Genomic DNA, 22125 nt, shown 5'->3' on the forward strand with positions numbered 1-22125 from the left:
GTACAAAGTCTGGGCTGACAGCAAAGCGGTGGGCTAATTGACGAATTGAGCCTTCACCTTGATTGTAAAGACTGACAATCTTTTGGCGCAAGTCGCAGGAGTAAGGTCGCATCGAAAGAGAGAAAATCGGTTTATTCTGTTCCCTATCAGTGTACTGAGCAAACTTGCACACTGCTATAAGTTTCTCAAGAAGGGCAATATTGTGCCGCCACGGCAGTTGTGCAACGTAGCGTTGCACAACCGTCTTATCTGGATATGCTTCAGCAAAGGTTCTTATGTATTTGAGGTTGTGTGCTGAGAAGCCAGTTAGTCCTGGAAACTCCTTTTTAAGGTCCTTAGCAAGCTGGTCAACAACCTTAGTGTCGTAACTCTGCTGCTTTTACCGATCGAGAATTTCTTGACCAATTTCCCAATACAGCGTGATCATCTCTTCGTTGACTGCTGTGAATGAGCAAGAGATTTAGCGTGATTCGCAAATGAGTGGTGCAATCAGTCAACATGCCTCCAGGCTAACGTTCTGGGCGCTGATCACCTGAGATGAACTGTGTTGATGCAGCAGTGATTAGAAGTAAGCCAAGAGCCTAAAACGCTGACAGATTCTAGTTTTGCAGGTTTGCGCCACTTATTTGCGAATTGCGCCATATTTTCTGCTCATTCACAGTTGGGTTGCTTCCTTTCACGGGTTAATATGATCGCAAGTTGGCTCTAACGGCTTAGTTGGTATGTGATGAGTGTAGCGACAACTGCTTGGGTTCTTATGTGACGGCTGCGGCTACTACTGCCTGCATAGTGTTTTGGCTCCTTCGCTACTACTGCTTTCATGATGTTTTCGTCAATCCTTACTTTGCACTCAGTTGATGTGTTCCTACAGCGGCTTTCCAGGTGTGACCAAGGACTTTGGTGGCTGAGTTGGGAGCGGTGCGAGCGGGTGTGAAGGAACGGCAAGGGCAGGGCTTGGGAGCAAGGAAAGGGGAGAGCAAAAGGAAGGGTCTTGTCCTGAACAAAAGGTGCTGTGCGTCACTCCCATTGGTGGTCAAACACTCTCCATCGCTCCACTGCTCACATGCACTTAGGTTTGTCGCTTAAATACCCCAACTGTTGGTGGTGCAACAGACTACCGCTCGCTGTCAGCTATGATTTTACCCCTCCTGCATGATCCACACCAGAAATTCCAACAGTTGGTCAATCGGCGGGAGCGGGTAGCCCACCAGATCCAGAGTGACGGTACGGTCTTGCAAGTTCAGAAAGCGCCACTGAGTGTCGTTACTGACCACACCATAGACTACTGGTATGGCTTTGCCGTTTAGTTGGTTGAACAGTTGAGCTGCCACTATTTCAGCCACACACTGACCGAGACCAGTCGCAAGGTCTGCTTTCTTCGCCTCGACAATCACGGTAGCGGGAACCTCAAGCGTGCTAACAGGGGGGAACGACCAAGCAAGAAGTCCACCAGTCCACTCAAGCCTCGTGTTTCGTCTACCGTGAAGTCTTCTCCTGAGAATACAGCCACTTTGGCGCTTGAGGTAGCGTCTGACCTCCACTAGCAATGGGTAAATTAACCCCTCGGAGCGAACTTTTTCACTCCCAGTCGCTGCTAAAAGCAAAGTCTCTTCCAAATAGCTCTGGAGCATAGCCGAAGGTGACAGAGGTGGCACGCCAGGCAAGAAACGGTGCTCTTGCAGCGTCAGGTCAAAGGCTTTTAAGGCTTTGACCTGATTCGTGAATTGACTATAGATAAAGCTCCATAGTTACGTCGATCGTACACTCTACTCCACTGCCGCAGTCAACATATGTTGATCCACTCCCACGGCTAAAAGCACGTGAGATTCAGGTCGCAAGCAGCAATGGCAGGCAAAGCCTGTCTGATATCTCCTACTGGCATTCAGGGCGCGCCACCAACGTGTTCCTATAGTGAGTGATTCCAACACATAACCATAATGCGAACACGTTTTGGAACTTGGGAAACAGCAGTCTACATAGACAACCTGTTCTTCTTTCTTTTTGGCAATCCATTCGAGAATCTGCAAAAGCTCCTCAATGCCAAATCGTTGATCTTGCGTCTCTAAAGCCGTTGTATTCCTTTCAGGTTCAGCATCTCGAAGCACAACACATCAAATTGATCAGTGAGTTTGTGAGCTAGTTTCCAAAACCAATCCGAGTAACGATTCACAATATCCTCGTGCTTACGAGCTAGATTCAGCCGTGCTTGCTCTCGGTTATGAGAACCTTTCACTTTCCTGGAATGCTCACGACTAACCTTCCTAAAAACATTCAGCGCTTGTTTAAAGAACTCCGGTGCTTCAATACTGAACCTTTAGAACACGTCAGGAATGTTTTCAATTCGTAATCAAAACCAGCGACTTTACTCGACTCAGCTTTGACTTGTGGGACTGCAACAGGCTCAACAACCATCGCCATAAACATACTCGCCTAATGGAGTGCGTTTAATAGTGACAGTCTTAACGGTGCCTTCGATGGGTCTGAAGTTCCAGAATTGATACACTCGCTTGCCAATCTTGATGCAGTTGCCACCCAGAAACTTGTAGCCAGCTTGCTTTAGTATGAACGATTTATACTTCTTGACTTTCTGAAAACTGGGTAGTCTGACTCCTTGCTTGTGATGTTTGAAAAACAGTTGATAGGCTTTCTCAATGCGTTGGCAAATGTCTTGCACAGCCTGAGAGCTAACCTGCTGCCAGAACTTGATTCTCTTGCGTTTTTTAGCAATATGAGCCTGAACCCTCGCACACCCTGGAAGTCCATTATATGGATGGAAACCACAAAACCATAAAAGGGAGAATCTGGCGTTATTACATCAGCATTGCTACGACCAAGTTCATTCAGGTGTGCATGACAAGCATCCAGTTGTTGAGAAGCCGTGTGAGGCGACAAGTCTCATGCACGGTTTTGCAGACCAGCGGAGTGGGTGACTGCTCCGCTGAGTTTAACCCGACCCAAGTAACGGTGAGTCCAGTCCTGAAGGTGGGTTTTCCACCGTAGGGAACTGGCGAACCCGAAGGGCATACCCACTACGCATAGCTCCTATCCATCTGCTCTCCTACCCAATCTGTTAGCATCTCACTGGAATATGTTTAGCAATGGGCTGCACAAAGTCTTGAAGCGCTGCAAACCCCTCCTTCACCCAACTTCGCAATCGAATGAAAAACGGCACCAAGCTATTCTAATGCTGAAGCGGAGGCTCAAAAGCTTGCCATTGACTAGTTTTTGCGAGCTACCATTTTCGGGCTGCTCAAAATTCTGGATCACCGAAACCTGGAAAGAACCGTTGATTCGATAATCGACACTAGATTCAGGACCACCCATTTCTGTGCATCACATATTCTAGAATTGTTGCTTCACGAGCTAGAATGCTCGCTTTTACCTTCATGCCTGCTCGGATTGGACAAGCGCGACTAGCACCTTGTGTGGCTTCGAGTGAGCTGCGCCGCGTCAAAGAAGTCGTCTTCGGTTGAATCATGACTTCAAAATATTTAGATTGAGCGGTTTCTTCAGCATTGCGCAGTGCGATCGAAACTTCATCAGATGATAGCGATTGAACTGTTCCTTGTAGCATTCCATAGTTGGAGTAAGGACAGGCATTCACCCGCAATTGCACCGCCTGACCCACCGCCACGCTATAGCGATCTTGGGCTGCAATATAAGCTTTGATTCTTAAAGAAGAAGGTATCTGACCTGCGCTACGCGTTTTCTGCTGGACAACTGCTCCCTCAGCTTTGATCGTGACGCTGTACTTAACAGTTGCCGCTAGAGCAAACGCAACACTTAAAAGTCCCAGCAATATGAATCCACCGAATTTCAGCGATCGTGCAATGGGAGGAAGAAATTCATCACTGTAAGCAGGTCGCAACCCATTGTATTCTCCATTCAATTGCTCCTGGGTCATCGGAGTACTCCATTCATCAACTCAATATTTTTTTCGGCGGAAGGCAAGAATTCTAAATGACTTCCTGGTGTAGAGCGCAAGCGATTGAGTGAGCCTTGCAGTTTGAGCTTGCCTTGTTCTAAAAACACAATCCACGTTGCGCGATCGATGACTTTGGAACGATGGCTAATTAAGATAGTCGTCTTGCCAGCCCGATATAGCAGGAGACGATCTAGTATTTGCGATTCACTAACTGGATCGAGTCCAGAGGTTGATTCATCTAGAATCAAAATCGGCGGATCACCTAATAAGGCACGTGCGATCGCGAGTCGTTGCCGTTGCCCTCCAGAAAGATTGGCACCAAACTCACCCAACACTGTTTGGTATTTATCTGGGAGTAGACTGATAAATTGATCGGCTTCGGTAATGCGGCAAGCTTGCACAATCTGCTCAAAGGTTGCCTGGGGAGCCGTAAGACGAAAGTTTTCTAAGATGGAGCGACTCCAGAAATGGGCATCCTGGGGTACTAAGACAACCTGTTGCCGCACACATGAGAGCGGTAGATCTTGCAGATTGTATAAGCCAATCTGTAAGTTGCCCGATTCCACTGGGTAGAGCCCAGCAATCAGTTTTGCAAGCGTACTCTTGCCGCAGCCTGATTTGCCGATGAGCGCAATCGTTTGCCCGCCTGGGATGGTCAATGAGAAATCTTCTAATAGCTCTAGTCGACCTGGATAGTTAAATGTGAGATGGTTACAAACAATATCTGCTGTGGGCGAGAGTGTTACAGAAGGCTTTTTAGAGGCATTGAAATCTTCAGGAGTGGCTGCAATGACTTCGCTTAAACGCTGCACACCTGTTTGTGCCTGAACCAAAGCATGAATGACTCCAAGTAATGCAGCAATAAATGCGAGAAAATTAGTATTCATACTATTAAAAGCGATGAGTTGCCCAATGGTTAGTTCATTCGCAATTACAAATGAACTGCCAAACCAGAGTAAGATGATGCTACTTACAGCAGAGACTAAACTAGAGAGTGTGCGATTAATTATTCCAATTTGAAGCGTCCGAAATGTTAGATGTGCGAGTCGCCCAAATCGGCTTTGCAATTCATCCCAAAATTGAGGAGCAGCATTGAGCGTTCTCAGGGTCAGTGCTCCTTTGAACGTTTCGACAAGAACCCCTTGATTTTCTGCTTCCAGCACTAGTAAACTGCGCGTTTTCTCCTGTAGCAGTGGAACTAGCATGACCGTTGAAAGAATCATGATTACTGCAAGTCCCAAGGCAACTGCTGTCAGTTTTGCACTATAGAGCAACATTAATCCCAGAGCGACGATCGCAATAAATAACTGGCTTGGCAACCCCACAACAATTTGACCAACGAGTTGATTAATTTCCTGAATATCACGCAAGCGGCTCACAATTTCTCCACTGCGCCGAGTTTCAAAATACTGCAAAGGTAACCGCAACAGTTGCCGACTAAAATCTAGCACTAGCCCCAGTTCTAGACGCTGAGTAAAGTGGGCAATGAGCAAGGACTGAATGTATCCTAAACTGCTGCTAATGCAGTTCAAAACAATAACCGCGATTGCGACGATCGCGAGCAGCTTCAAGTCTCCTCGCAGCAACACATCATCGGTGAGAATCTGCACTAGGAACGGAGCCGATAGCGAGAGAATGCCTAAAAAGAGATTCATCACTAGCACTGTTGCAATCAACTGGCGATGTTCCCAAGTATTTTTAAGAAAACGATTCCAGCCCCCTGTTGCATCATCGGACTGCGCCAAGAAAAGTTTTAGATCTGGCTCTAGCAGTAACATTACTCCATCAGTCCAGCCAGATCTGAGTTCGGGTTGGGAAAGATGGCGAATGCCCACCGCAGGATCGCCAATGACAAATCGCCTGCCGCGCTGCTGGTACAGCACTACCCAATGGCACCCTTTCCAATGCACGATCGCAGGCAATGGAAATGTTCCGATCGAGCGGAGCGATTCGGGTTGGACTTGAACAGCTCGTGCTTTGAATCCTAGCGTTTCAGCGCCTCGTTTTAAACCCAAGAGCGTTGTTCCCAACTGTCCTGTCCCAACCACTTCCCGCACATGTGCCAGGGTGAAAGTTTTGCCGTAAGCTTTGGCGATCGAGGCAAGACAAGCGGCTCCACAGTCTTCCTGGCTATGCTGACGAACGTTGTAGTATTTCATAGGTTGAAGCTCAGGCGGAAAGGGGGACGTTAGCATCGAACCAATTGTGACCAAAAGCAAGATATGCCTTGGCATCTATCGGATGCTCGGGGTGATAGCTCAATTTAATGTGACTAACGCTTCGCCAGAAAATGCTGTGTGCTTTACCCCGCAAGAATAAATCTCCCCACATAAGGTTGTTGGGTGCAGCATCGTTCTGAGGAATGTTTTGAGAGAAACCAGACCATTGTGCGATCGCAGCTTGTTTCTCCGAGGTGCATAATCCTTGTCCAACAAGATAGTCTAAAAATCGTGGCTGTCTGGGTTGCGGCGAAGGTTGACGATTAAAACACTCAATGCCAATTTTGGGCAAGATTTGCTCACCGACATCAAGATCAAGAATTGCAATAGAATCGACTTGTTCTAATAGATTTGAAATTAATGCTGTAAGGCGATTGGTAGAATCGTGCCAGCCAATCTCGGTGAGATACTCTGGGATTTGGTGAAGCCGAATTCCGCTCACAACAACGCGAATTGCCTGATTGGGGCGAGATAACATCGCTCCTAAATGTTCAATCCGGGCATTGGTGGGCAAGGCATGGGCACACTGGGTAAGATTTGCCGTAATGCTGGTGGAAATGGTGTGTTCTGGAAGGCGGTGAGCTAACTCAACGAGCGATCGCGCATCTTGAACGTTATCGCTAAACGATAGAAATAAGCAGGGAATGGGGACTGATGCTGGAGGGCGATCGAGATCAAATTCTAACCAAATGTGTTGCAGTTGATCGTAGAGTTCAGAGGTGGGTTGCACCCAGTCTCGACAGAGATTGTGCAGCGATCGCCAAGCAGAATGGGCTAGAAACGCTTGCGGTAGCGGCAACTTCGATCGAGGAAATCTGACCAGTAGATCTACAACAGGTTGGGCAGTTCCTAAGCGTGACTCAAATCCTGCCAGGGAAAAGGGTGGCAGTACTTTGGATAATGCTCGAATATTAGAGAGTGCTGAAGCAGAAACTAACTCCGACGGGAGATAGGGAACAACAACATTCAAATAGTCTTCCATAGAGCAGGGCATAGGTCAGATTCCCTTCGATTAAGTGTTCAATAAAGAGGCAGGTTTCTTAAAAAGGAGAGATCGAGGGATTATCTACTCCTCAATCTCCGCTCAACTAGTTTTCGCGGCACGGTCCAAACACAGTCGTCCAAGTAGTCCCAATTGTGCCAATGACATTTGCACCTTGCGCTCCTCCCGCAACTGCTTCTAGCTCCTCGTCGCAAAGATCTCGCACTTCTACCGCTTGACCCACAGAAAGCTGCTCTTCTACATCAGCAGTGGTGAAGCTGTATCCCTTTTCTGCTCCTAGCTCAACCATGAGTTTTGCAAACCCTACCTGGTCAGTCGAAACCTTGAGTTGCTCTTGAATCGTCGAATCGCGCAGAATGACTTGATTGAATTGTTCTAGGGTCTTTGCCATGATGAAACTCCTTGTACAGAATGTGTGTAAGTGAATATCGAAACGTTTGAGTTGCAAATAGTTTTTGTCTGTTGCATAACCTCTTGGCTTCGATGCTTTTAACAATAGAGAAGGAAAGGGAAGAACTAGAGGAGATGATTCAGTTAAAAAGAGTAGTTCTAGGGGGAGGCAATAGGCTACAAAAGCGCTGCTACAATAGAAAACCCGAATAGCGTTGCTATTCGGGTCATTTTAAGAAATGCTATCTTGATTGAGTTCACTGCCACAGTAGCACTGATGGTAATGCTTCTGGATTTACTAAGCGCAACATCTGGTAGCCAATCCCAGCCGTTCCCTGGAAGAAGCCAGGATTAAACATCGTTGGCAAATCTAAAAATAGTTGATAGCCACCAGCTTGCTCTGATTTTGAGATTGTCCAAGCTGCCTGTTGTTTAGCTTTCTCTTTCCAGTTCGATCGAACATTGAGTTGTTCAGCTAGCAATAGTGCTTCAATTCGACCAAAATTGCCACAGCAAAGGTGATCAATTTCCTGTAGATAGTTCATTGTCGTTTCTAGTGCAATGCTAATCTCTTGCTGTGCCTCATCCCGTTCTAAATCGGTTTCTAGCATCAATAAGCTTCCCATTCGAGCCAATCCAATTCCAGGAGCGCCATGACACCAACTCGTCATGAAGCTGGGCTGATTATGCCGTAGATCTGCCCAGTTTCCCACCTGTGTGGAGAAGTGATGCCGCTCGTATGCTATCCCTTCTTGGGCAGCCTCAAAATAGCAACGATTTTGAGTGACGCGATAAAGCCTTAGCAGAGCATAGGTAATGCCTGCCGCTCCATGAGAAAAGCCAGTCAACGGTGTTTCACTAATTGTTTTCCAGCTTTTAGGCAAACCATTGATGCTAACTTGATGTATGAGTAGATGCTGACCACAGTCTTTTGCTACTGCTAAAACTTTCGGATCGCTATTGGCCTCATATAGTGTGAGCAATCCCAGAATTGCGCCAGCCGCACCTCCAAGGATGTCTAGTTGATGATCCGTTGCGATTAGTTCTGGAGTGATATAGCCCGCAATCCGCTCTGCATCTTCTAATAGCGTCGGTTCTTGCAAGAATTGGCTGATCCGAACCAAGGCGTAAATCAAAGACCCTAAACCCGTTGCGCCGCCTATCCCTAAGCTGTTTGCAACTCTTTGAGAAAGCTCAATATCGGAATGATGCACCCACGATCGCAAAGATCCTAGTGCGCCGAGTGCCAAAGAACGATACTGGGACCGTCCTGTGATTAAACTCATTGCTGCCAAAAATAGGGCAATTCCGCTCCTGCCATCGTACAGCGTGTCCCCTAGGGGACGGAACTGAAATCGCTCGACTTCAGGCAAATAGGTCAGAGCAATCCAACCTGCACTGCCATCCGGTTCGAGCAGAGCTGCGTTCTCGATTTTCGCTGCGATCGCTTCTGCCTCACGTAAAAACAATTCAGCCGTAGGCGGTGCGATAGTGTCGATCGTCTGGATTGGGGACGTGAGAGCGCGATTCGGAACACGGGCAATTCGTGCACAAAAGGTACCCTGAATCAATGTCACTTGTCGCGCCAGATCAATCTCACTAAGTTGCTGAAACTGCGCTTCTACCCCGCTAAAGCTGGAATGCTGAAAGTAGCGTTCCACAATGGTTTGCGAACCCGATATTAACGCAATGTCTGCTGCTTCTACTTCAAAATGAGGAATATCAAGCTGTTCTAATGATTGTCTTTCTGCCTGTAGAATTGCCCATGCTTTTGGCTTAGTCGGTGATACTAAAAAAGCTCGGCTGAGAACATCTAGTTCAATACTGCGATCGATGCCGTTACGGAGAAACTGAGGAGACAGCGACTTTTGCTTAATTGCATCGTAGATTTGAGTCGCACGGAAGACGAATCTTACCCGTTGGTGTTTTAAGTTGATCAAAGGCGAACCACTATCGAGCAATGCACCTCGATGCCGTAGCAAGAAACGATACATTTTCTCAAACCCTTCGAGCAATTGGGGAAGATAATCGTTAGGGGAGAGCGGTGTCCCATTTAAGACTGGCACATTTGCTTCTAGCGGCAAGGTAACAGATTCATACACTAGCCGCATATCATCGGTATTAATTGCCTTCCAGCAAGGCATCTTTCGCGGTGCCTGTTGGGGGTCAACGCTTCCCAAACCGCTAATATCAAAAGCAACTCGATTTTGCTTATTGAGTTCCCATTGAGGCAGGAGTCCTGTTCGCAGCACCGAATCCCAAAACTGTTGATGACTAGCATTCTGAACATTAGTTGAGTCCCAGCCTTCAACCAAGGGATCGGCAGTAGGATGCATCAATGCTTCCATATCAACTAAAACGAGATGTTCTCCACTCGCGATCAAGTTGCCGTAATGACAATCGGTCGTTCGTAAGACATAGAGCAAACAGAGCAACATTCCTGATCGCTGATAAAACCGCTCGGCAGCAAATTCGTCTTGGCACGGTAACTGCTCTACATATTCGACCCAACCATGCGTTTTGCGATCGAGAACGCGCAGCACTTTAAACGGAAGCAATTCGCTCTGTTCATTGCACCAGACGAGAAGGTGTTGATAGGCAACTTCCAATCCTAAATCTCTGGGTTTATAGATTAGTTTTAATCCTGAATCAAACGTTAGTGCGATCACTGTTCGCATTTGATGGTGGGCATCAGAAAGCGACAGTTCCACTTGCGTCACTTGTTTAAGGGGTACCGAATCTGCAAAGGTATGTTGCAAATCAGCCAGATCGGTATTGAGATGCTGAAGAAAATCCGCGATCGCACCCACCCAAAAATCAACCGTCGTCGCAACCAATCTTCCTAGGACTGGGTAGGTTTGGAACAGGGTAAACAGCCCATCCGATAACTGTTTTTCAATGAATGCGCGGTAATAAGTTGTACTGGGTTGTTCTGGAAGCGTGATGAATCGATTTAGTAAGGTCTGTCCGAGTGGGCGAAAGCGAGAAAACTCAGCATCCAAGGTAGGAGTGCAAAGTGCGATCAGTTGTTGCAAAAATTGGCGTTCTATCTGGAGATAAGCATTTTCAGATAAGACCTGCACATCGGTTGGGTTCAACTGTGCCCATAGCTTTTGACGAGCAACTAAAAGAACAGGTAGCAAAAGATCTTCAAACGGGAGCGGTTTTTCTGGCTCTATAGGAAGTGCAACGGTTTTACGATCGTTCAAGCTTTGTTCTAAAGCCATTTGGATGATTGCTTGGAATGTTTCTATCCAAGCCGGAAGGCACTCAGGTAATAGGCTTACTGGATCACCCGTTGGAGTGCTTGTGGATGCTGCCAAAACAGCCTTTACAGTTGCGCTGTCTAAGCCATCCCATGCTAACCGTTTCTCAAATTTTTCCCAGTTTCCTTGAGCGGCGGTTTCACACCACCGTTGTAAAATTGCATTGGACTGCTGAGCATGATGTTCTAGGGGAGGCTGCCCCCAAGAATGATTGAGTTGCTCCCATAAAGAACTTGCCTGAAACGCAATTTGCATTAAGTCAGCATGATTCACTACGGTACTCCTTGGAGAAAATGAATGCTGACAGATTAGCGCTAGATCAGGGAAAAGTCGGGGTGATTGATTAGGGTGGAATCAGAGTTTAGATGTCACTCAATGTTTCGCCAGCAGGAAAAAACTTGGAAAGAGCCATTACTTTTCGTTTTCTCAAATTAATTTTCGTGCTGTTTGAGAAGCTAAAAGCTGCGTTTATTTTTTAGGTAAAAGTGATACAGATGGATTCAGCAGATCTAAAGATCTCAAATTAGCTTCCGTAAATTTTCAGTTATTTGTCTCAAATATCGCTTTAAAGGGGCGATGATCGTTCCGTTCAAACTACTTAATGCCAAGTCAAAGCATCAATAATCTGTTGGGCAAGGGTAAGCGGACGAAAGGGTTTCGTGAAAACTGCTGCAACGTCTAAATCATGAAAATTGTACTGCTCTGACGCTTGCACTTTAGCAGTCATCAGAATTACGGGAATCGATCGAGTTTCAGGTTGTTGCTTGAGATGTTGTAAAGTAGCACGACCATCCATGTTCGGCATCATCAGATCGAGCAGAATCGCATCGGGGTGATATTGAGCGGCGATCGCAATTCCTTCCGCTCCAGAACTAGCCGTGAGAACCTCCCAACCCGCTCCCATCTGTAGACCGAGAGTTGCGATCGCTCGTACATCTTCTTCGTCATCCACAATCAAAATTTGCTTCAGCATCGCAATTCGCTTAAGACCTAATAAGTAGGAAGCCCTAATCTCATGTCAGCAGGAGTCGGAGGCGTTACCTTCAGGCAAGGGTTACCTTTTTCACCCCCAGGCAACTATCTTCAGTTTAATTCAGTTCCTCTCCTTAACTGACAGGGTAGCGTTGAATCGGGGAGAAGTCGGGGAAACACGGTTGAGTGAATTAAGTGTTAAGCGGCAATTCAATATAGAATGTGCTGCCCTGCTTGACGGTGCTTTCTACCCAAATTCTGCCACCATGTTGTTCGATAATGTTACGACAAATGCTTAGTCCCAATCCGGTTCCGCCTTTTTGGCGGGCATCAGAGGTATCTACCTGTTGAAATCGCTCAAAGATAGTCTGGATCTGATGAGAGGGAATACCTCGCCCTTGGTCGCACACACTAATACAGACACTTGAAGTCTGACCTGAACTGCAAGCCTGCATTTGAACGGTTGTTTGAGCGGGTGAGAACTTAATGGCATTACTTAGAAGATTGGTCAAGGCTTGCATAATGCGATCGGGATCAGCATTGAGCAAAATTGATACTGGTTCTGTACTCAATTGAATTTCGGAGCGATCAGCCATTGCTTGCATTTCTTCAGTTGCCTGAATCATCAAGTCAGCAAGATTGCACGATCGCCGATTCATTGTAATTTTGCCAGAGCGAATCCGTTCGAGGTCGAGAATGTCATTGATTAGACGGATCAAGCGTTCTGCATTTTTTACGCCGATACTAAGAACTTGCTGCCCTTGCTCAGTTAAGCTGCCTAACTGCCCACTGCTGAGTAAATCAAGCGATCCCATCATTGAGGTTAAAGGCGTGCGTAGCTCGTGACTGACTAAGGAAATAAATTCGTTCTCAAGACGTTTACGCTCAGTAATGTCGTTTGCAATTAGTAAAGCGTAAGTTGTTCCGTTCAGCTCAATACGATCGAAGGATAGCAAAATACTTTTGACACTGCCGGAGTGGGTGAGCAGTTCAAATTCTAAGTTATGGAAGGTTTCAGTTGTTTGAAGACGACGCAGAAAAGTCGCTGAATCGTGACCCAGATGTAGCTGTGTAATGGAATTGCCGATAACTTGATCTCGTGTGTAACCACTAATGCTGAGAAAACTAGGATTGACTTCCATTAATTGCCCTTCGGAAACGGTCACGATCGCAATGGGATTAGGGCTATGTTGAAAAATGGTTGCAAATTTCTCCTCTGCGTGTTTGCGTTCACGAATTTCTTGCTGAAGTTGTTCGTTTTGCAATTGCAGTTGGCTCTGGAGCCGTCTCAACGTGAGATGAGTTTCAATTCGAGCCAGAACCTCTTCGATCTGAAATGGCTTTGTAATGTAATCGACACCGCCTGCTTGAAATGCCTTTACTTTGTCGCTCACTGCTTCTAAAGCACTGATAAAAATGATGGGAATCTCACGGGTGCGATCGTCAGCTTTAAGATGGTGGCAAACCTCGTAGCCGCTCATCTGCGGCATATTGACATCGAGCAGGATTAAATCCGGCGGCATCACTTGGGCACCTCGAATGCCTGTCGAACCCTTCGTAACGCTGCGAACCTTGTAGCCGTGTTTAATGAGCAGGACCGATAGTAGATTGAGATTTTCCGGCGTATCGTCAATAACCAGGATGTCGGCTTTTGGTGTAGGCTCAGGCATTGCAGAATTTCATGGGAACTCTCACCAGATTTTAAGACGATATCACCAGTATTTAAAGTAACCTCAGCAAAAAAAGGATTTCCCCGATTGATGAGCGAAACGGGTTTGGAACTCCCCGACTTCTCCTCGATCGTTGCCTACTGTAAGGGACATCAGTTAACCAGGAATGAGAAGTTACTATGTTTCATCACCTTTCAGTCGCCGTGGATCACCCGCTGCATGTTGCTAATGTTCTGGCAGAAGTGTTGCAGGGCTGTTGCTTTCCCTTTCCTCCCCACGAAGGAAGTTATATCGTCATCGTTGATGATGACTTTGGAACCGGGATCGAGCTTTATCCGGCTGATACTCAGTTGATTCCAGGGCTAGATCAAGTCGGCTTTTCTTCAGGAAATACTCCAACGTTTACGTCTGTTCATGCTGCGCTCTCGGTTACAGTCACGCAAGAACAAATTGTACAAATTGCTGATCGTGAGGGATGGCTGGTGCGATTGTGCGATCGCGGTCCCTTTAAAGTGATCGAATTTTGGGTGGAAAACAAATTCATGCTCGAATTGCTCACCCCCGCTATGGCAAAGGAATACCTACAATTCGCTCAGCCTGGTAGCTATGAAGCGTTCCTGAATCAGGCTGCTCCTCAACTTGTTGAAGCTTAAAAATTAACTGGAGTGAAAAGAATCATGATGACGATGGAAAGATTAGAAGTTGCTCCCCAAGAGACGATGCTGAGTTTGATTGGTGGCTTTTGGATTGCTCGATCGATTTATCTAGCAGCTCAATTAGGCGTTGCTGATTTGTTTGACGATCAACCGAAAACAATTGCCCAACTTGCAAGCGAAACCAACACCGATCCGCGATCGCTCTATCGGCTCCTACGCGCCTTGGGCAGTGTCGGCATCTTTACGGAAGTCTCAGATCAATGTTTTGCCCTGACTCCGTTGGGTGTAACGCTTAAGAGCGATAGTCCTGGTTCAATGCGCTATGCGGCGATGGCGCAAATCGGAGACGACCATTCGCTGGGTTGGAGCAACGGGTTGCACAGCCTAAAAACTGGTGAAATTGCGTTTGATACCGCAGCAGGAATGCCGCTTTGGGATTACTATGCTCAACATCCTGAAGCGGGGAAGGTGTTCTCACAATCGATGACCAGTATGGGAACTGCGATCGCACAAGCAGTCGCTGCTAGCTATGACTTTTCTGAGTTTAATACGATCGTGGATGTGGGTGGAGCGCAAGGAAGCTTAATTTCTACAATTTTGCAGGCAAATCCCCATCTCAACGGCATTTTGTTTGACTTACCTGAAATCATTGCCAATGTCCAGGTTGATCAGAAGATTCAATCTGTTGCCGGAAATTTCTTTGAGTCTGTGCCAACGGGCGGCGATGCTTACTTGATGCGATGGATTATTCATGATTGGGATGATGAAAAGTCCTCGATCATACTAAGAAATTGCCATCAAGCAATGCCTGAGCACGGCAAGCTGCTGTTGATCGAAAGCATTATTCCACCCGGAAATGAACCCTCTCCAGCAAAGTTCATTGATGTTATTATGCTATTGATGACAGGCGGACGAGAACGTACTGAGGAAGAGTATCGATCGTTATTGCGATCGAATGGGTTTAAACTGACGCGCGTGGTTTCGACACCGTCCATGCTCAGCGTTATTGAAGCTGTAAAACTCTAATCTTTTGCATTCATCTGAAAAAAGAGCTATGAACTTGTATCGCTCTCTGATGTTATTGACTGTCACACTCGGTTTAGGACTGAGTGTGTCTCCAACCATTCCTGTTTCCGCCCAATCTTCTCAAGGCGAAGCACAAAAGATTGAGCAATCTGTGGAACCCCTGCCAAATGTAGGTAGGATTCGTTTTCGCAACTTAACTTTCAAACGCTCAGAAACGCGATCGCTGCTGTCGTTAGCAGCAGCGATTCGTCGAGAGTTCCCAACAGGTAAGACCCGCTATCTATACAATCGGATTGATTTAGATGGCGATGGACGCGAGGACGTAGTTGCCTATCTCACTTCCTCATGTGGCACAGGTGGCTGTTCGATGCTCATTTTGAGAGCGATGGGCAATGGTTACAGTTTGATTTCGCGACATACAATCGTCAATAATCCAGTCGTCGTTAGCACCACTAAAACAAATGGTTGGCGAGACATTGTTCTATATGTTGCGGGTGGAGGTACGAAGCCCAGTTACAACATTCTAAAATTTGATGGCTCTGCCTATCCGCCCAATCCTTCAACGGCTCCAGAATTACCGCCTGGAACAATCGTGAGCGGAACTGCGATCATCGCAGATAAAATCTCTCCAGAAGTCGGCATTGTGCTTGATGCGTCTACTAAAAACCAGACTGGCGGTTTAAGTCCAAGCCAGCAAGCAACGCTAAAATCTTTGGGAATTGCTATCGCAGTTCCAACCGTTCCAGCCGGTTACACGGTCAGTAAAGTCGAGGTGAAGCCTTGTCCTGCGAACGCACCTCGATCAGAAAAGGGTGTATGTCGATTTGGTCCACAATATGGCATTGTTTATCGCGATGTTAAGCAAGATCGTTGTTTTGCGATCGAGGCGACGGGCGGCGGTGTGGGTGGAGTCCCAGCCGAGTATGAATCGAAAATTAACATTCCTCTACTTGGTGAAACGTCGATGCTGTTTGGTTCACAGAATGGCGAATTCAAAACCCCTTCTGCCCAGCAGCTTAACTCGCCCCAGCCGAATTTAATTTCAGATTGGGCAGGAGTCAGCCCATTTTATCACATCGTTGGAGCAGATTTCGTGCGGCAGACTTACTATAAAGGTAACCCAAATTACTGCCACAATACAATTACGCCAAATCAAGCTATTCAGATTGTACAATCCCTTTCCTGGCTCCAATAGAGGCTGGTAAAAGGGTTGAGCATATCAATCTTAATAAGAAAGCTCTGCAATTTCGTCAAAACAGAATCTGTGAACTAAGTCTGTCAATGCTGTTGCTAGATTCGCATCCGGAATCTGTTGAATCAATTGCAAGATACGATCTCGATCAACCGCAAGTGAAGCTTGATGCAATTCTGCAATCCACTCTAACGGCATCGTTTCTAAACTAGAGCGACTTAGCTCAAGGGGTGAATCATTCTGCTGTTCGATCGCTTCTTCATAGAGATAGTTCACCCCAAGATGTTCAGCGAGTTTCTCAAATAAGTGAGACTCTCGAAAGGGCTTTGCCAAAAAATCATCGCAGCCCGCTGCCAGAATTGAAGCGCGTTGTTCGTCAAAGGCACTGGCGGTTAATGCCAAAATCTTTGATCGAGTCTGTTCCGATTCCATTGCTCGAATTTGCCGAGTTGCCTCATAGCCGTTCATCACAGGCATTCGCATATCCATCAAAATGAGGTGTGGTTGCCATTGCCGCCACTGCGCGATCGCATCTGCTCCATCCACGGCTGATTGCGTTTCAAATCCCACCATTGTTAACAATTGCTCTATAAAACCTCGATTCTCAACGCGATCGTCAACGACTAAAATTCGATAGGTCGGTTGCTGCGGTGTTAGTTGCAACACTCGTTTTGCAGGTGAGGTGGGTGCGACCTCTGCCGGATTTGCGATCGCGATTTGAATCTCAAAGGAAAACGTTGACCCTTGTCCCACAGTGGATTCAATGTGCATCTCTCCACCCATCAAGCGCACAAAACGGCGACTAATGGTTAAACCCAACCCTGTGCCTTCTCGCAGTTGAGAACCGCTACTGGTTTGGATAAACGGGCGAAATAGCTGCTCAAATTCTTCTGGAGCAATTCCCTGTCCTGTATCTTGGACTTTGAATTGCAGCATTAATCCTGACTTCACCATTGCTTCTAGCGTGATGCTGCCACTGTCTGTAAATTTCATGGCATTGCTCAGCAAATTGATCAAGACTTGGCGTAGCTTGTTTTCATCAGTTTGAATGTACTGAGGTAGATTGGGTGCAATTTCAAAGTTCAACGCGAGTTGCTTTGCATTTGCTCGAATCAAGAACATCTCTTGTAGCGTTTGTAAAAGATGATGCAGATCAAAAGAAACCACATTCAAGGTCGTTCGTCCTGCTTCAATCTTTGACATCTCTAACACATCATTGATTAAATTCAGCAAGTGTTCACCGCTACGATTGATAATGGCAAGGGAGTCTCGTTGACGATCAGGAAGGGCAGCATCACGTTCTATCAATTGCGAAAAACCTAGAATGGCATTCAAGGGGGTGCGTAACTCATGGCTCATGTTGGCGAGAAATGTACTCTTGGCTAGATTTGCTGCCTCAGCCGCTTCTTTGGCAATGCGTAAGTCGGCTTCGGCTTTATGTCTTGCTCGTCCGATCGCAATCAGTTCGCTCACTAGCTTGAGACAGTTGACATCTTCTTGGCTCCAGTCTTTCTGAAAATGAACCGTGTCTAGGCTCAAAAATCCAGTCACTTGCCCTTGATAGATTACTGGAACACCGAGTACCGATTGAATTGACTGACGGGTAAATAGCTGGCGCTCGGGACCTTCTGGCATCGTCTGAACATCAACCGTTTGCAGGGCTTGTCTTGATAAAAACTGTTGATGCAAATGGGGATGCTCAAAAACGCTTGCCCCTCGCGCTTCAGGTGTGAGAGAGGCAATGCCATCACCACACCATTCATAAACTAATTGGCATCTTGTCCGGTCAGCATCATACTCGAAGATTGTGCCTCGTTCTGCGCCAATATGATGGGCGATCGATTCTAGAGCACTATGAATTGCGGTTTCTGCATCCTGGTCAATAAATTGCCGAGACAGAGAGCTGAGTAAATGATCTAACCTGGCTCGACGTTGCAGAACTTTTTCGGCTGCTTTGCGATCGCTAATATCTCGCACCATCGCCAAAACATGCGGCTTGCCGTTGTAAAAACAGGTGGTTCCTTTGACTTCAACATCAACCAAGCTGCCATCCTTACGAACATCAACCGCTTCACCACAGAACGGCTGTTTGAAGGTCATGGCTTCGACAAAGCTATGAAACACCGATATGCTGTCCGGATGAATATACTTCGATGGATGTAAAGTTAAAAACTCCTCGTAAGAGTACCCATGCATTTGACAAGTAGCAGGGTTCACTTCGACCACAGTGGTTGTGTCTAGATCCAGGATAAACAAGGCATCAGTAATTGCCTCAAAGATCGTGCGATACTGGGCTTCTTTTTCTTGCAAAGCTTGTTGTTGAGCTTGCAATAGTGCATTTTGATGCAGCAACATTGCTCCAGCTTGTTTTTGTTCGGTGATGTCGGTCTGGGTACCAATCCATTCTTGGATGTTGCCTTGTTCATCAAGGATGGGCACGCCACGCACTGCAAACAGCCGGTACTCGCCAGATGCCACTTGGACGCGCTGCTCTACTTCGTAGACTTTCCCAGCGTGAACCGCTTCTAACCAAACTTCTGCGGTCACAGATCGATCGTCGGGGTGAACGCTCTCAAGCCATCCCCAACCTTTGGCGCTTTCTTCGCTCCGTCCGGTTAACGCACACCAAAGTGGGATGTCTTCGACCACTTCACCCGCTGCGTTGGTCATCCAAACCGCTTGAGCCGTGGCATTCACAAAAGCCCGATAGCGTGCTTCACTCAGACGCAGTGCTTCTTCGGCTAATTTACGATCGTGGATGTCTCGCGCTACGCCAATGATTTGTAATTCTCCGTTCACCCCCAGAGTAGCCGAAACGTTAACGACTTGCCACCGAAAGCTACCGTTTTTGTAGCGCGATCGACATTCAAGTCCAGCCTGCGGTTCACGGGTCTCGACAATCCGTTGGTTTAGCTTAAAACACATCTCAGCATCGTCAGGATGTAGAAACTGAGGAAATGGTTTACCAATCATTTCTTCGGGCAGGTAACCCATGACGTTAGTGACGTTTGGCGAAACGTAGCTAAAAATCCCCTCTGGTGTATTGACAAACAAAACATCATTGGCGTTTTCTACAATGTTGCGAAAGTGTTGTTCGCTGCGTTGTAAGGCGGCCTCGGTTCGCTTGCGATCGCTAATATCTCGAAAGAATGTAATGCGCCCATAGTACTCGCCAGTAGGAGATTTGACCGCTTTACTATGACGCTCGATCGTCCGACCATCTTTCAACGAAAGCTCATCGTGAAAAACTTCGTTCAAGTTTCGATAAAGCGCTTCGATGCTTGCTAAAAAGGCTTCTGGATCTTCCAGTTGATCTGCAACCATCTCAGCAATCTGACGTGAGTTGCGTGCGGGCAGAATCTCAGGCAGTCGCCAGATATCGCAGAACTTTTGATTGTAATCCACAATATTGCGATGTTCATCTGCTACTAAGATGCCATCGATTAACGCTTCTTGTTGGGCTTTCAGTAGGGCATTACTACGACGAAGTTGCTCTTCAAAAGCCTTTTGCTCGGTAATATCTCGCATGATCGTGGAGATAAATTTGAGCGATCCATCTGGGTTTTTATGCGCGACGATGATTTGAGAAGCTGAAATTTCTCGTTTATCTCTTGTGATAACAGCCGTTTCTCCAATCCAGATTCCGTCTCGAAGCGCGATCGGAACAGCTTCTTCAAACAAAGTTTTAGCTGCTTCAGGCGGATGATATTCTGAAATGGGTTTTTGTAATAGGTCTTCAGTATCGCCAAAGCCTAAAGTTCGGCGTGTAGCTTGATTGGCATAGAGGGTTTGTCCGGTTGCATCGGCAATGCCGATTAAGTCCACAGCGGATTCTAAAACCGAAATCAAATCTTCCCGTTGCAGTTGTTGAGTTTGAGGGGTTAGTGCTTCACTCATGGATTGATCCTTCTAAGCAGAGACTTGCAGTTTGATAGAGCGATCGTAGCGTTAGTCCATCGGTTGGATAATTGACTACAGCAAAATAATAAATCAGATTTGGAGTTTCCAACTGTTGTCGTTGCAGCATGGCGACTACTTCTGATAACTGCTGCTGAAACATAGCTCTTGTTGTTTGAGAACTGGCAATGATAAACTCACCATTTCCCCAATAGCCAAGAGTTTCATTGTTGGAGAAATGAGATTGCAAACAATGTCCAGTTTGTTTGAGAATCTGATTCCCAATCAGGTGACCCTGCTGAATATTGATTTGTCTCAGCGTTGGAATGTAGAGGATTGCCAGGTCGGTTATTTGATGATTGTGGAGCTGAGCTTCGATCGCTTGACTCGAATAGAACTGGTTTGCAAGTCCGGTAATTGAGTCTTTGGTGCTCAACGTTTGTAACAGTCGCAATCGCTCCAACCGTTGTGTAAGCCGTGAAAGTAATTCCTGCCCAACAATTGGTTTTACAACATAGTCATCGGCTCCGGCTGCAAAGATTTGTTGAACGGTTGCAGTATCTTGATGAGCAGTGAGAAAGACGATCGGTAGACTTTGCCAGGTTGGGTTTGCTCGAATCGCCTGACAGAGGGCAACTCCATTCATATGCGGCATTTCGACATCCAGAATCAGCAGGTCGGGATTGATCGTTGTTAAAGCGGTCCAAAATTGCAGCGGATCATCGATTCCCGTTAGGCACATTCCCCAAGGTTGAAGTAGCTGTTTCAAGGTGGCAAGAATGATTGGATCATCATCGACTGCTAGCACTGTCCAAGAACGGAGAGATTGTCTAGCATCTCTGTCCGTGTAAAGGACTTCAGATTCAGAATTCCGCATTTCTGGAAGATTTAGGGAGTTTGCGCCCGTTTCAACCGGAGTCGAAAGATTCAGAATATCGCCCAAGCGTCGAACCAGCGATCGTACTTCTTCCGCTGATAATTCGGCTTGTTCTTCAAACTGTTTTTCAAGCTGCCGAGCAATCTGTGTTCCTTCATCGCGATCGAACATGCCTAAAACACCTGCTAACTTATGAGCAGCGCTTGCTGCTGCTGCTCGCAGTTCAATCGACAAGGGGTAAGTATGGGCTGCTTGTTGCAGCACCGCAAATCGTTCTTCCATTAGCCCACGATACTGTTTCCAAAGCTGTGCAAGCCGGTCGTCATAGGTCTGCATGGATTGCTCCGGATTGGCTTCAATTCCTTCGCGCAGTCGATAGCCCAACCCATACACGTTCTCAATCCAATTGGCTGCACCTCCTGCTTTTAGCTTCTGCCGCAATCCTTTGATGTGAGATTTGACGCTCTCTTCTTGGGGCGGATCGTCAAACGTCCAAAGGTGCTCGATGATGTCTCCACAACTAAAAACACGAGCTGGGTGGCGTAGAAACAATTCGAGCAAACTGTACTCTTTTGGGGTCAGCGGCAGTAGTTTCTCAGCACAGGTTACCTGGCATGATCGCGGATCGAGCCGTAATTTGCCGACCGTCAAAACTGGGCTTGCTGCTACCGTTCCCCGCCTCAACAAAGCTCTAACTCGTGCTTGAAGCTCTTCTAAGTCAAACGGCTTTGCTAAATAGTCGTCGGCTCCCGAATCTAATCCTCGAATACGATAGGTGGTGTCATCTTTGGCAGTCATTAACAAGATTGGGGTTCCACAACCGCGATCGCGAATTCTCTGGCAGAGCGTAATCCCATCCAATTTAGGTAATCCTACGTCAATCAAAATCAGGTCATAAGTTGTGCTCTCGACACATTCCCACCCGATCGCACCATCCTCTGCTGTGTCTACTGCGTAATGATTTTCGCTTAGCGACCGTGAGATCGCCTCTGTCACGATCAAATCATCTTCAACCACTAAAACCCGCATATC

General features: G+C 46.8%; 13 protein-coding genes and 2 pseudogenes. 3 read left to right on the forward strand and 12 right to left on the reverse strand.

Translation table 11 applies throughout. From position 1 onward, the window contains the following. The 10 genes and pseudogenes from H6F76_RS31315 to H6F76_RS02615 all read right to left on the reverse strand — a co-directional run. Positions 1 to 364 (reverse strand): annotated as a pseudogene (locus tag H6F76_RS31315) (DUF1016 N-terminal domain-containing protein); the annotation flags it as partial. 775 nt (positions 365 to 1139) lie between these two features. After that, the gene (locus H6F76_RS02575; RefSeq protein ID WP_199321874.1) at positions 1140 to 1631 is read right to left on the reverse strand and encodes a hypothetical protein; all 492 of its coding nucleotides are present in this window, start codon (positions 1629 to 1631) and stop codon (positions 1140 to 1142) included. A 258-nt stretch (positions 1632 to 1889) separates the two neighbouring features. After that, a pseudogene (locus H6F76_RS31320) lies at positions 1890 to 2728 on the reverse strand (transposase); the annotation flags it as partial. Between the two features lie 582 nt (positions 2729 to 3310). Then, positions 3311 to 3904, reverse strand: a complete 594-nt coding sequence (locus H6F76_RS02585) for a hypothetical protein (RefSeq protein ID WP_190505663.1) — start codon at positions 3902 to 3904, stop codon at positions 3311 to 3313. After that, on the reverse strand, positions 3901 to 6084 hold the full coding sequence (locus tag H6F76_RS02590) for a peptidase domain-containing ABC transporter (RefSeq protein ID WP_190505665.1): 2184 nt from the start codon (positions 6082 to 6084) through the stop codon (positions 3901 to 3903). The genes H6F76_RS02585 and H6F76_RS02590 overlap by 4 nt, the downstream gene beginning before the upstream one ends. 10 nt (positions 6085 to 6094) lie before the next feature. Next, positions 6095 to 7138, reverse strand: a complete 1044-nt coding sequence (locus H6F76_RS02595; RefSeq protein ID WP_190505668.1) for a hypothetical protein — start codon at positions 7136 to 7138, stop codon at positions 6095 to 6097. 94 nt (positions 7139 to 7232) lie between these two features. Further along, positions 7233 to 7538, reverse strand: a complete 306-nt coding sequence (locus tag H6F76_RS02600; RefSeq protein WP_190505670.1) for a Nif11 family protein — start codon at positions 7536 to 7538, stop codon at positions 7233 to 7235. Between the two features lie 256 nt (positions 7539 to 7794). Beyond that, entirely contained in the window at positions 7795 to 11076 is a 3282-nt protein-coding gene (locus tag H6F76_RS02605; protein WP_347275969.1) for a type 2 lanthipeptide synthetase LanM family protein, read from the reverse strand. A 325-nt stretch (positions 11077 to 11401) separates the two neighbouring features. Then, complete coding sequence (locus H6F76_RS02610) at positions 11402 to 11776, reverse strand: response regulator (protein ID WP_190505672.1); 375 nt, start codon at positions 11774 to 11776, stop codon at positions 11402 to 11404. A gap of 190 nt (positions 11777 to 11966) precedes the next feature. Further along, positions 11967 to 13445 carry an ATP-binding protein gene (locus tag H6F76_RS02615; protein WP_190505674.1) on the reverse strand — a complete coding sequence of 493 codons (1479 nt, stop codon included), beginning with the start codon at positions 13443 to 13445 and terminating at the stop codon, positions 11967 to 11969. Positions 13446 to 13624: 179 nt separating this feature from the next. Between H6F76_RS02615 and H6F76_RS02620 the strand changes: the two genes are divergently transcribed. The 3 genes from H6F76_RS02620 to H6F76_RS02630 are packed head-to-tail and all read left to right on the forward strand — an operon-like array spanning position 13625 to position 16322. Next, positions 13625 to 14098 carry a hypothetical protein gene (locus H6F76_RS02620; protein WP_190505676.1) on the forward strand — a complete coding sequence of 158 codons (474 nt, stop codon included), beginning with the start codon at positions 13625 to 13627 and terminating at the stop codon, positions 14096 to 14098. A 33-nt stretch (positions 14099 to 14131) separates the two neighbouring features. Beyond that, positions 14132 to 15127, forward strand: a complete 996-nt coding sequence (locus H6F76_RS02625) for a methyltransferase (RefSeq protein ID WP_190505678.1) — start codon at positions 14132 to 14134, stop codon at positions 15125 to 15127. Between the two features lie 28 nt (positions 15128 to 15155). Then, positions 15156 to 16322, forward strand: coding sequence for a hypothetical protein (locus H6F76_RS02630; RefSeq protein ID WP_190505680.1), 1167 nt, complete (start codon positions 15156 to 15158; stop codon positions 16320 to 16322). Positions 16323 to 16352: 30 nt separating this feature from the next. Here the strand turns inward: H6F76_RS02630 and H6F76_RS02635 are convergent, their stop codons facing one another. Together H6F76_RS02635 and H6F76_RS02640 are read right to left on the reverse strand one after the other, a co-directional pair. Continuing rightward, the gene (locus H6F76_RS02635; protein ID WP_190505682.1) at positions 16353 to 20216 is read right to left on the reverse strand and encodes a PAS domain S-box protein; all 3864 of its coding nucleotides are present in this window, start codon (positions 20214 to 20216) and stop codon (positions 16353 to 16355) included. After that, positions 20209 to 22122, reverse strand: coding sequence for a response regulator (locus H6F76_RS02640; protein WP_190505683.1), 1914 nt, complete (start codon positions 22120 to 22122; stop codon positions 20209 to 20211). The genes H6F76_RS02635 and H6F76_RS02640 overlap by 8 nt, the downstream gene beginning before the upstream one ends. Between the last annotated feature and the right edge of the window lie 3 nt (positions 22123 to 22125).

It is taken from the genome of Leptolyngbya sp. FACHB-321, assembly GCF_014695975.1.
Lineage (GTDB): Bacteria > Cyanobacteriota > Cyanobacteriia > Leptolyngbyales > Leptolyngbyaceae > Stenomitos.

Coding starts and splice junctions, on each gene's coding strand:
- H6F76_RS02590 (WP_190505665.1), bottom strand. CDS start 6,084: ATGAAATACTACAACGTTCGTCAGCATAGCCAGGAAGACTGTGGAGCC.
- H6F76_RS02620 (WP_190505676.1), top strand. CDS start 13,625: ATGTTTCATCACCTTTCAGTCGCCGTGGATCACCCGCTGCATGTTGCT.
- H6F76_RS02630 (WP_190505680.1), top strand. CDS start 15,156: ATGAACTTGTATCGCTCTCTGATGTTATTGACTGTCACACTCGGTTTA.
- H6F76_RS02635 (WP_190505682.1), bottom strand. CDS start 20,216: ATGAGTGAAGCACTAACCCCTCAAACTCAACAACTGCAACGGGAAGAT.
- H6F76_RS02640 (WP_190505683.1), bottom strand. CDS start 22,122: ATGCGGGTTTTAGTGGTTGAAGATGATTTGATCGTGACAGAGGCGATC.
- H6F76_RS02595 (WP_190505668.1), bottom strand. CDS start 7,138: ATGCCCTGCTCTATGGAAGACTATTTGAATGTTGTTGTTCCCTATCTC.
- H6F76_RS02585 (WP_190505663.1), bottom strand. CDS start 3,904: ATGACCCAGGAGCAATTGAATGGAGAATACAATGGGTTGCGACCTGCT.
- H6F76_RS02575 (WP_199321874.1), bottom strand. CDS start 1,631: ATGCTCCAGAGCTATTTGGAAGAGACTTTGCTTTTAGCAGCGACTGGG.
- H6F76_RS02610 (WP_190505672.1), bottom strand. CDS start 11,776: ATGCTGAAGCAAATTTTGATTGTGGATGACGAAGAAGATGTACGAGCG.
- H6F76_RS02600 (WP_190505670.1), bottom strand. CDS start 7,538: ATGGCAAAGACCCTAGAACAATTCAATCAAGTCATTCTGCGCGATTCG.
- H6F76_RS02625 (WP_190505678.1), top strand. CDS start 14,132: ATGGAAAGATTAGAAGTTGCTCCCCAAGAGACGATGCTGAGTTTGATT.
- H6F76_RS02615 (WP_190505674.1), bottom strand. CDS start 13,445: ATGCCTGAGCCTACACCAAAAGCCGACATCCTGGTTATTGACGATACG.